This window comes from Rhodoferax sp. (assembly GCF_037143375.1).
Classification (GTDB): Bacteria; Pseudomonadota; Gammaproteobacteria; order Burkholderiales; family Burkholderiaceae_C; genus Rhodoferax.
Map to the genome: position 1 here is coordinate 1 of NZ_JBAWYV010000101.1, position 11884 is coordinate 11884.

The following is an 11884-nucleotide window of genomic DNA, read 5'->3' on the forward strand; positions in this document are numbered from 1 at the left end:
GATCGCATTGCCGCCAAAGCTCGATCCGCCGTACAGGCTGATGTTGCCCCCGTTGCTCAGGATCGTCGCGCTGGAAATGCCGATCGAGCCATTCGCCGCATTGCTGGCACGACTGTTAAGAGTCACATCCTGCCCATAAGTCTTCAGCGTATAGCCACCGGTGTCGGTGATATTGGCATTGGCCTTGGCCAAAAAGTTAGCGCGAATATCGATGTTCGCACCAATGGTGATGCTGCCATCAGCCAGCAAAGTCAGGGTTGGCGAATTAGCTGCGGTGGTGGCCGCTGTGTTGCTGTTGGCCGTGATGGCTGCTGACACCGTGATATTGCCACTGCCCCCCGTGCCCGCCGCGCTGGTGGCGATCGTGACATTGCTGCCCGCATTGAGTGCTGTATTGATCGAGCTATTCAGAATGGTGCCGGTTGTTCCCGGTTGGTAGGTCGTCCCGCCCGTCACACTGCTGCCGCTGGCGGCGATGGTCAGGTCGTTGGGGTCAAGCAGCCATTCGCCATTGCGGCCATGGGTCGCTCCGGCATTCACGGTGCCGGCGAGATTGAGCGTCCGACCGGATGTTTCCACCCAACCACCATCACCCCCAAGTTGGCCACCTCGCGCGAGGATAGTGCCGTCCATCACCGTGGCACTATCCGACCAGACCACTGCAGTGCCGCCCTTGCCAGTTTGGGTGGCAGACACATCGACCACCGCACCGGCTTCAATAGTGACCGTTTGCGCGTGCGCCAGCGTGCCAGCGCCATGCGCTTCGCCGCCCACCAAAACCACACCACCACCCGTGGCACCCGTTGCATCGATGCGTGCGCCCGACAGCACCCGCACATCGGCGGCGGTTAGGGTCACTGAACCCGCGTTATGAGTCGCAGAGGACGCATCAAGCGTGCCACTGGTGGTGACCACGCCGTTGGTCGCATTGGCTAGCATTGCAATAGCGCCGACTTGCACTTGTCCCACCGCATTGGGGATGCTGCGGGCTTGAATGGTGCCGGTGTTCTCGACTGCGGCGGTGACCAAGCGTGTCACACCATCGACAGTGACCATTTGCCCCGCAACATTACCGGGCACGGGCACCGCCTGGTTCACCAGACTTTGGGCCGCACTGGCCGTAAGGAATACTTGACCGCCATCAGCCTGAATCAGTTGCTTGTTGCGCACCAGGGTGTCCACACTGGCTTGTTCGACCTTGACCGAAATCAGGCTGTCACCGCCCATATTGAGCGTGATGGCATCCCCAGCCGCCAGGGCGACCGTGCCAAGGTTGGCACTGAGAATGCCTTCGTTCTCCACCGTTGGGGCTAAGAGTGCAAGATAACCGCCAGCGCGGGCAGTCATCGTGCCTTGATTTATGACCGAGCCACTGCCATCCTTGGTAAAGCGGTAGTTACCGGCCATGAAGTCGGCATCGGAGAGCTTCATGCTGGACGCCACCAGTCCGCCCACATCAACCCGAGAACCGGCCCCAAACAACACGCCATTCGGGTTGAGTAAAAACACCTGCCCATTGGCCGTGAGCTTGCCGTAAATGGCCGACGGGTCAGCTGACAGAACGCGATTGAGGGCGACCGACGAGGCGTTAGGCTGGATGAAGTTGACCTGCGCCGCCGCTCCGATATTGAAGGTGCTCCAGTTGATCGCCGTTTGTTGCGAGGCTTGGTTGATGCTCATCGTCGAGCCAGACTGGCTGATGGATGATTGACCCGCCGTGATTTGCCCCCCCGTTGGCAGCGCGTTGACGGGCGGCGCCGCAAAAGCATTGCTGCCGATAAAGGCGATGCAGACACACAAGACTTTTATCGGAAAGACGGCCCCGATCGCTGCCAATAAATTATTTCGTACCCCGTGACTCGATCCAACGCGAGAGCTGGTTGGCTTGCCGCGTCCCTTGACGTTTTCAGCAACAGCGACAAAGGTGTTGTTAAGTGCGTCCCAAACCAGACGATAGACTTTATTCATTTTGATGCTTCTTTGAAATTCGGCGAAACCAGGTGACCCGTGACTTAGAAATACTTAACCAGGTTCAGCCAGAGTCGATCCAGCACTTTGGTGCCATCCCCGTCATTGCCGGTCGCGGCGAGGGCCAATGGGTTGTTGTCAAGGCGATGGGCCCACGCCAACTTGGCGGTGTAATTGCCCGGCTCTGACCATGTCAGCGAAACGCCCAGGCCCTTGAGGTCGTACGACGCGGGTTGCCCCGCCAGGCTGCCTGTATTCCAGCCCGCCCACTCATTTTTGTGCTGCACGACACGGCCGTGGTCATAAAAACCGGCCAGCATCAGTTTGGAATTGAGGGTGTGGCGCACCTCGGCGGTGATTAACCAGCCTTCGTCGCCCGAGCCTTCCTGATTGGGATAGGCGCGTACACCAGCAGGGCCACCCAGTGAGAACGACTCTGAACTGTCCAGGTTTTTGCCGGCGAATTGACCATTGGCAGAGAGCCACAGGTTGGTGTCGGAACTCAACTTTTGAAGTCGTCCGATATTCCAGGTGATTTTGCTGAAGCTCCCATTTCTGCCAGGTAAGGCATCAGCCGCCAGGTCGGCTGCGTTTGCCGAGAGGTCGAGTGTGCCAACCGTCAGGGATATTCCTGAAAAGCTAAAACCACCACCGCCGTAGGCATCAATGTGATCGCCAGACAAACCCACCGAGGTCACGTTCATAACTTTGTCGGACGTGACGTTTTCGCCGACGTTATTGAGATACCTGCGTGTATCGAAGGTGCCAATCACAGCCAGGTTGTCGGTGCTGCCGCGAACGAGGGGATAACGCGCGTCAAAGCCCCATGTTGCGGCGGTGCCATTGGCCTTCAGTAATGGAATGTTGTATTGCAGGGCCGAGGTATGAACACCGGCGCGCAGGCCGTCATGACCGATAGGGATGCTGTAACCCAAACGCAGGTAATTACTGCCCGTGGTGAATGCACTAGCGAGCTGAATTTGGTCGCCAATTTTTGTCGGGTTATCAAGGGAGAAGTTGCCCGACAGTTTGTTCACTCCCGTGCTGCGTGAACCATTGTTGTCCAGCAGCACGGTGCCCGACAACAATGGTTTGTCCTTGACTTTCATAATCACATCAGTTTCAGTCGGCTTTTGGGATGGCGAAAGAATGAGTGTGGCTTCGGCCCCTGGAATATCGTTGACCAAGTTGATGCCGCGTTGCAGGTGCTCCAGATTGAAGAGGTCCCCCGTTTTTTGACGGGCGCTGAGGGTGTCACGAGCCATCTCTTGAGAGATCCGCTGTGCGACGCCACCTTCTTCAATCTGCACTTTGCCCATGCGGGCTTCAATGATGATGATATTGACCTTGCCACTGTCAAGCTTTTGCTCTGGCAAGTAAGCTCTAACCAAGTAGCCAGCACGCCGATACCGTTCAGTGATGGCATCGGTGGCTTGTTGTAATTCAGCGAACGACAACTCACGGCCCACCCAAGAACTGAGCACTGCTTGCAGATCCGCTTCGCTCAGCAGGGTGTAGCCTTCAAGGTGAAACTGTGAAACAAGAAAGCGCGGGCCGACGGGTTGCGGTGTAGGCGGGATGGCCGGAGCAAGAATTGCCGGACTCGCTGGAACGGGTGCCTGACGCTGACGCTCGGCATCACGAAGCAATGAGCCAGCGTCTTGGGCGAAGGCCGTGGCGGCTGTCAGCAAGCACAGTGAGCTGACGACTTTGACTGCCGTGGACTTAGAACTCTGTAGGAGGCAGTCTTTTTTGAGGCGCTGACGGAAGATGGTTGTTAATTGATGCACTGAGGTGTTCATGAGTGGCGTCCAAGCAAGCGAATTCGCGCATCTTGATCTTAATCAAAAAGTCCTCAAAAATCACGCACCTTAAATCACGTGAAACTCACCAAAACTCACCAAAACTCACCAATATTCACATTTTAAATGTCGTCACGTGAAAAAAATCGCCGGTCTTGCACGCTAAAAACGTAACCTGTGCCCCGGATCGACTGCAGTGGCAGGCTACCCAAACCGGCCATCTCGGTGCGCTTGCGCAGGCGACTAACGAGCGCGTCCAGTCGGTGTGGGTCGTAGTCACTCACAATTTGCGCGAAGGCATCGATGAGCGTTTCACGCTCGACCACCTGACCAGCGGACGCCACCATGATTTTGAGAAATCGTCGCTCGGTATCGGTGACTGTCAACTCGCAACCTTGTGGGTTGCGTAAGACCCAGTCATCCGCGCTTAAGCTCCAGCATGCGGTCACTGGGGCTGATGGGCTGCCTTTGGCGGCGAGTGACGCAACCAGAGTTGTTTCGGGCTTGCCGAAAAGGCGGCGGTCCACTGCGCGCAGGGTGGCGGCGAGTTCACGTACGTCAATAGGTTTGACCAGGTAGGCGTCAGCGCCCATTCCGAGGCCATGCAAACGGTCATCAAGAGTGGCACGGGCGGTGAGAAAAACGATTCCCAAAGTGGGGTTGTTGCGGAGATGCTGGGCAATGGAAAAACCGTCTTCGCCTGGCAATCCAACATCGATGACGACGATGTCGCAAGACTTGACCGCCAAGGCGCGGTAAAGTCCGATTGCATCTCCGAAACCACTGACATCCAAACCCAGTGCCGTTAGTCCAAAGACGATTTCTTCGCGAAGATCTGCCGTGTCTTCAACCAAAAAAACGCGCAATTTAGCAGGAGTTGTGCAAATCATTTTTACAGCCTAACTTTGTTGAACCGAGTCTATCGCCGGACCGGGCGTAGGTCACTCACGCTGATTGACGTTTATTCACCACTTTCTCACGCTGGGTCTTAAAGAATTAAAAATCTTGGGACGACTTGATAATGGCGAGTCCCCACGAAGAGTTTTTATGTTGATCTTGAAATTTTTGCTGGCACTGATGATCTCCGCCTTTTCCTGGCCCACCCAGGCACTGGTGCTGACGTCGCAAATGGGTTTGCACGAGTCGGCTAGTTTGTCCGGCCATCTGGCCGCCTTGCGTGATGTGAGCGGTTTGTTGCGCATTGAGGATGTCACAGTTCCAGCCAAAGCGGCCGAGTTCACGGGCTTGCCGGGCTTTCTTGGCGCAGGCTACACCACCGACACGTACTGGCTGCGCTTTACGCTACAACGCACGGTACAAGTGCCTGACCAGTGGTTGCTTGAGGTGACACAGCCCTACCTCAATCATGTAACGCTGTTTGCGCCACGCAGCGATGGTGGCTTTGATGCAACTCACCTGGGTGACTTGCAACCTTTTGCAGACCGACCCATCCCGCACCGCAGTTTTGTTTTTCCAGTCCGCCTTGTTGATGATCGGCCCATCACGCTCTACCTGCGCATAAAAACCTCCAGCACGATGCTAGTGCGGGTGCAGGCTTGGCAATATGCCGGTCTGCTGTCTTCGGCACAGACGGATACCAGCCTGTTCAGCGTTTATTTCGGCATCCTAGCTCTGGGGATTATGTCGAATCTGGTGTTTTGGTTTTGGCTGCGCGAGCGCATTTACCTCAGTTATTGTGGCTATCTGTCGATGTTGGCCATCGTCATGATGACGACGAATGGCTTTGCATCACAGTGGGTTCTTTCACACCAACCGCTGGTGGCCAGTCGTTTGGTGGGGGTTTCCGTCTGTCTGGTTTTTTTAATTGGGACTCACTTTTTTGTCGGGGTACTGCGCTTGCGTGTGCACTTTCCAAAGCTGAACCGACTTTTTGACGCCGTGCTGATTTTCTACGCTTTGTGTGCTCTGGCCGCCATATTAGGAAAGTATGGTGTGGTTGCCCCTTGGTTGATGCTGGTTGTGGCGATCATGAATGTTGGAATAACTCTTGCCGGCCCCTGGCTGCTTTGGCGTGGGCACCGTGAATATCTGTTTTACACGCTGGCTTTTACGGCTAATTTTTTAGCCATTCCGTTTGCCGTGGCCAAATTGATGGGCTGGACAGCAATCAATATACCGACCGACTACATCACAGTGCTGGGGTCGATCATCCACATCGTGCTGCTTAACATTGCCGTGGTTGATCGGGTTCGCCACGCCGAACAGGAAACGCTTTTGAATGCCAAACTAGCCGCTGAACTGGCGGCCGAACGCGATGCAGTGAATCAACAACGTCAGTTTGTGGCGATGGTGTCACACGAATTCCGCACACCGCTGGCGGTGATTGATGCGACGGCCCAGTCGGTTGAAATTGCCTGTTCGCAGTCAGCGACGGCATCGTATGAATTTATTGCCCCCAGGCAGGAGAAGATTCGCCGTGCAGTGCGGCGCATGGTTTCGCTGTTGGATAACTTCTTGACCCACGAACGGCTTGACTTTGACGGACACAAGATCCATGGCGAGACCTTGGATCTGCGTGACCTGGCAAATGAAGCCGCAAAAAACTGGAAACACTTGTTACATACCTCCGACCAATTGCGGCTTGAAATGGCCGACACGGTTGTGCCGGTACATGCGGAACGGGCAATGATGAGACTGGCGCTCTCCAACCTAATCGATAACGCTATCAAATATGCCCCGCTCGGAAGTCCAATTACGTTGCGCGTTGGCAAAAGCCTTAACAACGGCTGGATTGAGGTCGAGGATCACGGCATCGGCATCTCGACAAAAGAGACAGGGCAAATTTTTGAAAAATTTTACCGGGGTGGCAATGCTCAGATGGTGCCAGGTGCCGGTCTGGGTCTTTATCTGGTGCGCTCCATTATTAACGCTGAGGGCGGGGAGATTGATATTGAAAGCACTGTTGGTGAAGGCTCATTGTTTCGCCTGCGCCTTGCACTGGTGGCGTAGTATTTGGTCTTAATAAAGAATGTCAGGTTTGGCGGTTAGAGCAGCCTTTCAAATGAGCTTTAGCGATTGGCCGCAGATGTTCGTTGGGGCTTCAGCGATCCTCGAAATCGACGCTACATTGCTGACGGTCAGGCTACTGGGGTGAGTGTCGGGTCTGGAGGAAACATTTCGGGCAGACCTATGTCAGGAACCGCTGCCTTGCAGGTTCACGTTTTTCTCCATTGCAGCCGTTCAGTTTGAAGGTCAGGTTCGGAGAAAAGCGGCGGACTTTTGAAGACCCGCAAGAGTCCCCGATGCCAAAACTTTGAATTGCCACCCTCGCGGACGGGATTAGACCCTCAGGAGCCGTCATTCAATCACAGCCCTTTTCCCCATAAAACAATATCTTATTGCGCCCGCCCTTCTTCGCTTCGTACATCGTTGCATCGGCCCATTTCATAACCTCGTTCTGACTCGCTTCATGATTTACAAAGACGACAACATCAATACTGGCAGAACAATGGTGCTCCACGACGAGATCATCCTTTCCCCCTCCTTGCAGGACTTTTAGCGAATAGGGGGCTGACAAGCTGGTCTGAATCTTCTCGGCAATGGTGCGAGTCTGCTTAGTTGCCGCTTCCTTATTGCCATTAAGCTCTCCCAGCACCACGACGAATTCATCTCCGCCGAAGCGAGCCACGGTATCGATCTCGCGCACGCAGTCTCTCATGCGTGTGGCCACCTCTTGTAGTAGTAAATCACCTACCTCATGCCCATGCTTGTCGTTGATTGATTTGAAGTTGTCTAAGTCCAAAAACATCACGGCACAGTAAAAACCACTGCGCTTACTGTTGGCCATCATCTGGTTCAGACGATCATCCAGCAATCGGCGATTAGGCAGTTTAGTCAACGGGTCATAAAACGCCAGTTGGTGCACCTGCTCCTCCATCTGCTTTCGCTCGGTGTTGTCGCGGTTGCTGGCACGCACACCATTGGGTTTGCCATCACTATCAAAGACCGGTCGACAAACATGAGCGATCCAGCGAACGGAACCACCCTTGGTGCGGATTCGGAAATCAAGGGAATCTGGGATAGCCGTTTCGATCACGTTGTGCTGGTGCCTTGCATGCAGCTGCTGATCTTCAGGATGAACAATCCGACTCAGCAAATTGGGATCGGCGTAAAACTCGGCTGGCGAGTAGCCACTGACCTGTTCGCACGAAGGCGACACATAACGCAGTGTGCCATCGCTCAGAATCCAGTATTCCCAGTTTGAAGTGAAATCGGCTACCGTGCGGTAACGCAGTTCACTCTCTCGCAGAACTTTCTCAAGTTTCTTGCGCTCGACTATTTCGGCGTTAAGTTCAATCTTTGTGCATTCCAGTTCTTCAGCCAGCATTTCGAGCTCAGTCTGATGCACGCGTAGTTCATACAAGGCCTGCTGCGCTTTATCGGTCGACATGATTTGGTCTTCGCGAGAGGCTTCCGACAGGTAATTGCGTGCCACCGCCTCAGCCCGCCGATGTGGTGAGTGGTTTGTGGTTTTAAGGATGTTAAGTGAGCGCGTCACAGGCGCGACATGGCTTGGCCACTCGACAGTGAGGCCGTATTGATCTTCCAGCTTCGTCGCACCACCGTTAAATCCTTTGAGCGCCTGCTGCAGGGAAGCGAGCAACACAAACGGTACGGCAGCCAACAAAAAGCCTGTTGATTCAGCACCTTCAACAATTTTCAAGGCCACGACAGACGCAATGACGGGTAAGCGATGACCATCCTGATGGAGGCAGTTCAACGCAAAAATACTAGCAACACCTGGTGTTTCTGTGACACAGAAATGAACGCTCTGGGCCATTGCTCGCCTCACCAATTCCTGAGGTTCGCAGATATCGATCAGATTGAGTTGGTGCGTTAAATTCGCGTTGCTGTACCCCAATAGGCGCACAGCACCCACATTGAACCCCTGAATTTTGCCCGCAGCATCAAAGGCAATTGTCGAAATAGTGGAACTGTTGAAAAGGTCACTCTGCAACGCACTGGCAATGCGCATTGCGGCAACTGGCGATGAAACCACCGGCAGCGCTGGAGAAGAAGACAGATTTAACACGTTTGCCCGCGCCGTTTTTAGGGGCTGCCTTGTTGCTGTGAACGAATATTCGTTCATGCACGGGTTGCAAAAAAGGCGTGTTCTGGGCCTCAATGGCCTTCAACCGGGGGCACGGGTTAGAGGAATCGCTTTTAATTATCAAGCGAAAAACCATTTTTAGCTACCAGCGTTGTTGAAATTTCACCTGGGAAATAACCAATTTTTGGTAGTGAAATGAGTTTTACTACCAAAGGGTTTTGTTAAGCCGGATATTCGCCATCCTTGACACAAAGGGAGCACTGCCCAGCAACCAAAAACACATAATTGGCATACCCTGAAGCTGCCCGTGGCGAACGACTCTTCACGCTGCAGACCGGTCTCAAAATTCGACGCCGCAAATGTCAGCAATATGATTCAGCCGAGTTGAATTGAAGGACCGCTTCATGGAACTCTGCATTGATTCTTGTGAGTATTCAATGTGGTCCACGACATAGTTCGGTGCGGCAGATTGTCAACTCTAAGAGATTCAGGAAATTGATTCACGGAGCCGCTTGCATTTTTGGAATCAGAAGTTGATGACTCGTTGTTATTCGTTAAAGAAACGGGAGATTGAGGATGGACCGCATACTCGCCAAGACTCTGTTATTTCAGTATGGGCCATCTGGCAAGTGTCGCATGATGTTCTCGCTTGCTGGAATGAAACTTAGAGCTGGTGCGAGCAAGTCCCCGCACAAGGGCGGGGTTTCGTTTTCGGAGAGTCAACGTAAACGCGAGGATGCTCTGGATTCCTTTTAGTACCCTTTTAGTAGCTCATTTTTTTGTCATGCGCGCGACCACAGTGTTGTTACCCATTCGTTGGGCAAGTAGGCCGCCGTGCCGATCCGAGCCACTTGCTGCGGGTCGCAGTCATCACCACAGTCAAATCCCAGTACGGTTGCCAGAATATCGGCAATGGCCGAGTTGCGCCAACGCAATTCCCGCAGAGCGGGTGATAGTAATCGGCTGGACTCCATGCGCCAGTACGCCCGACTTTGGGTAAAATTTTGTCCCCTTTGTTTGAACGCGGGGTGCTGGTGGTAGAACATTCCGCACGGTAAGAGCAGTGCTGCCACATAGGTAAGACTGCGTTCATGCTGCTGAGGCAAGGATGAACGGTATGCACGTTGTGCTGCATAGTTGCCTGTGAGGATGCGCACGACAAAGTAGTTTCTGTAATCCGGGCGCGCAGTGGCGATGATTTGGCGCGCCTCCGCAATAGAGAACGGCTGCACATCACTACGTTTCATTTTGAGTGGCTTGATGTTCGTGAACACAGAGGTAAACTCAAATCGGTCGGCTGCTTCATTAAGTATCTGACGCAGCGGTTTCATCACCGCATTAATGCGTCGGTTGGACAATGTGTTTTGACTTTTCCGAGTGGTGACTTTGGCGAGTGAAGCCCGGAATGCCAATACGTCTGCCTTGGTGATTTGGCCGACCTCTTTTAGTCCGAAGAACGGGGTCAGGTATTTATCAATCCCTCCACGCTGGGTGATACGGTAGCTACGGCGCCAGGAAACTTCCGTTTCGGTAAACCACAGGTCAGCAAACTCTTGGAAAAAAGGCGTTCCGTTGGGTAGCAATTTTTTCGTGGCGACTGTCTGTACATCTTCTTTCGGTTCGACTTTATTGGCTAACGGAGGTGCTTTGCCGAAGGTTTTTTCGTAGTCAAAGGTCCCTGCAGTGATTTCGGTCTCGACGCGGTCAAGGACTTTTTGCAGTCGTTTGCGGTTGGCAGTGGTGTCTGCCATCGTTGTTTGCTCTCTGAGCCGCTTGCCGTAGTATTTGAAGTCCATGAACAGCGAGCCAGTTTCGGGGCGGACTCGGATGCTACCCATGGATCGAATTTCCGTTTGCCATGGGAATCCCGAGCGCCCCGATATGGGAATACTTTGCCATGTCGTTCTCAACGTTCTCCCAAATGTAGAGAGTTTTGCGACCGCCAAATGGCCGGATGTAGTGTCGACCTTCAAGTAAAACGCTGTCCTTTAGTCGCTCACGAATAGTGCGACTGTCGTATTTAATACGTGAAGAAAGCTCATCTGTGGTGAGATAGGTCTGTGGCTGTGCCACAGGAATCATAGTTTGCATGGTTCATACTCCTGTTGATACTTCGATACACTAGGAGGTCAACTTGCCCTTAAAGCAAATTTATTGATCTCCTGTAGGTCATTATGTCCTAAGTTCATCAATTTTCAAGCTATTTTGATCTGTAGAAGATTATTTTTTAAAATTTCCAACATGATTAGCTGTAATTTCGCCCGTTTGCTTGGGGAACGTAAGCTCAAGATCAGCGACGTTGCTCGTGACACTGGCATTAACCGTGGCACGCTGACACGGCTTTATTACGAAACTGCGGAACGAATTGAGCTGGATGTTCTTGATCAGCTTTGCGATTATTTTGAAATCGAATTGCCTGAATTACTTGTGCGCACGCCTGGTAAACAGGTGCCAATGCAGCAGTAGTAGATAAACTTCAGCGTGTTGGGCGTGATCTAAATAAGTGGTACTTACGAGAATGTATTTTGCGATGTTTGATGATTGTTGGCGTGGTTGAATCGCATCGCAGCAGTTTGGATTTGCTTATGCCAGTCGCATATTGAACAGCTCAAATAGTGACGCGACGCAGAGTGGGTTTTCGACTGTCAATTCGATTGCGAAGTAATCGCTTAGATTTGGGCACAAGACCTATGGTCATCGTCCATCGTTGTGGGCTGAACGTCAAAAACACCGGGCACAGACAAGGCACAGATTGGGCACAAACTGGGCACATGGTAGTTTTTACGTTGCTAGTCCATCCTTGGAATGGTTTTAGATTGACCGGGTTTAAGATCGATTTGGCCTCGAAATATCATTGATATTTTATGAGAAGTAAGCGTCTACTTACGTTGAAATTCACTACAGCTATGACTTGTGAATATTGGCATGGACGACTTTACAAAGATGCCAAGTGATTTTTGGTGGTGTGCGAGAATAGTCCTCTTGCGGTTTTACTGCAAAGTGCGGCTGTAGCTCAGTGGATAGAGTATTGGCCTCCGAAGCC

General features: G+C 52.8%; 8 protein-coding genes. 2 read left to right on the plus strand and 6 right to left on the minus strand.

The window, feature by feature from the left end:
• The 3 genes from WCG50_RS13735 to WCG50_RS13745 all read right to left on the minus strand — a co-directional run.
• The coding region (locus WCG50_RS13735) for a filamentous hemagglutinin N-terminal domain-containing protein (protein ID WP_336900168.1) at nt 1–1968 on the minus strand (1968 nt) is incomplete at its 3' end.
• Nucleotides 1969–2012: 44 nt separating this feature from the next.
• On the minus strand, nt 2013–3770 hold the full coding sequence (locus tag WCG50_RS13740) for a ShlB/FhaC/HecB family hemolysin secretion/activation protein (protein ID WP_336900169.1): 1758 nt from the start codon (nt 3768–3770) through the stop codon (nt 2013–2015).
• 122 nt (nt 3771–3892) lie between these two features.
• Nucleotides 3893–4660, minus strand: coding sequence for a response regulator transcription factor (locus WCG50_RS13745; protein WP_336900170.1), 768 nt, complete (start codon nt 4658–4660; stop codon nt 3893–3895).
• Nucleotides 4661–4898: 238 nt separating this feature from the next.
• Between WCG50_RS13745 and WCG50_RS13750 the strand changes: the two genes are divergently transcribed.
• Nucleotides 4899–6740, plus strand: coding sequence for a sensor histidine kinase (locus tag WCG50_RS13750; RefSeq protein WP_336900175.1), 1842 nt, complete (start codon nt 4899–4901; stop codon nt 6738–6740).
• Nucleotides 6741–7092: 352 nt separating this feature from the next.
• Here the strand turns inward: WCG50_RS13750 and WCG50_RS13755 are convergent, their stop codons facing one another.
• The 3 genes from WCG50_RS13755 to WCG50_RS13765 all read right to left on the minus strand — a co-directional run bounded on the left by WCG50_RS13755 (nt 7093) and on the right by WCG50_RS13765 (nt 10932).
• Nucleotides 7093–8880: a sensor domain-containing diguanylate cyclase gene (locus WCG50_RS13755; RefSeq protein WP_336900171.1), complete on the minus strand. Its 1788-nt coding sequence runs from the start codon at nt 8878–8880 to the stop codon at nt 7093–7095.
• 743 nt (nt 8881–9623) lie between these two features.
• Nucleotides 9624–10679, minus strand: a complete 1056-nt coding sequence (locus WCG50_RS13760; protein ID WP_336900172.1) for a DUF3596 domain-containing protein — start codon at nt 10677–10679, stop codon at nt 9624–9626.
• Complete coding sequence (locus WCG50_RS13765) at nt 10672–10932, minus strand: hypothetical protein (protein ID WP_336900173.1); 261 nt, start codon at nt 10930–10932, stop codon at nt 10672–10674. Before WCG50_RS13765 ends, WCG50_RS13760 begins: the two co-directional genes overlap by 8 nt.
• A gap of 150 nt (nt 10933–11082) precedes the next feature.
• Between WCG50_RS13765 and WCG50_RS13770 the strand changes: the two genes are divergently transcribed.
• Nucleotides 11083–11307 (plus strand): helix-turn-helix transcriptional regulator, encoded by a 225-nt coding sequence (locus WCG50_RS13770; RefSeq protein WP_336900174.1) that lies wholly within the window; start codon nt 11083–11085, stop codon nt 11305–11307.
• Nucleotides 11308–11884 lie beyond the last annotated feature (577 nt).

Coding starts and splice junctions, on each gene's coding strand:
- WCG50_RS13740 (WP_336900169.1), bottom strand. CDS start 3,770: ATGAACACCTCAGTGCATCAATTAACAACCATCTTCCGTCAGCGCCTC.
- WCG50_RS13745 (WP_336900170.1), bottom strand. CDS start 4,660: ATGATTTGCACAACTCCTGCTAAATTGCGCGTTTTTTTGGTTGAAGAC.
- WCG50_RS13750 (WP_336900175.1), top strand. CDS start 4,899: ATGGGTTTGCACGAGTCGGCTAGTTTGTCCGGCCATCTGGCCGCCTTG.
- WCG50_RS13755 (WP_336900171.1), bottom strand. CDS start 8,880: ATGAACGAATATTCGTTCACAGCAACAAGGCAGCCCCTAAAAACGGCG.
- WCG50_RS13760 (WP_336900172.1), bottom strand. CDS start 10,679: ATGGGTAGCATCCGAGTCCGCCCCGAAACTGGCTCGCTGTTCATGGAC.
- WCG50_RS13765 (WP_336900173.1), bottom strand. CDS start 10,932: ATGCAAACTATGATTCCTGTGGCACAGCCACAGACCTATCTCACCACA.
- WCG50_RS13770 (WP_336900174.1), top strand. CDS start 11,083: ATGATTAGCTGTAATTTCGCCCGTTTGCTTGGGGAACGTAAGCTCAAG.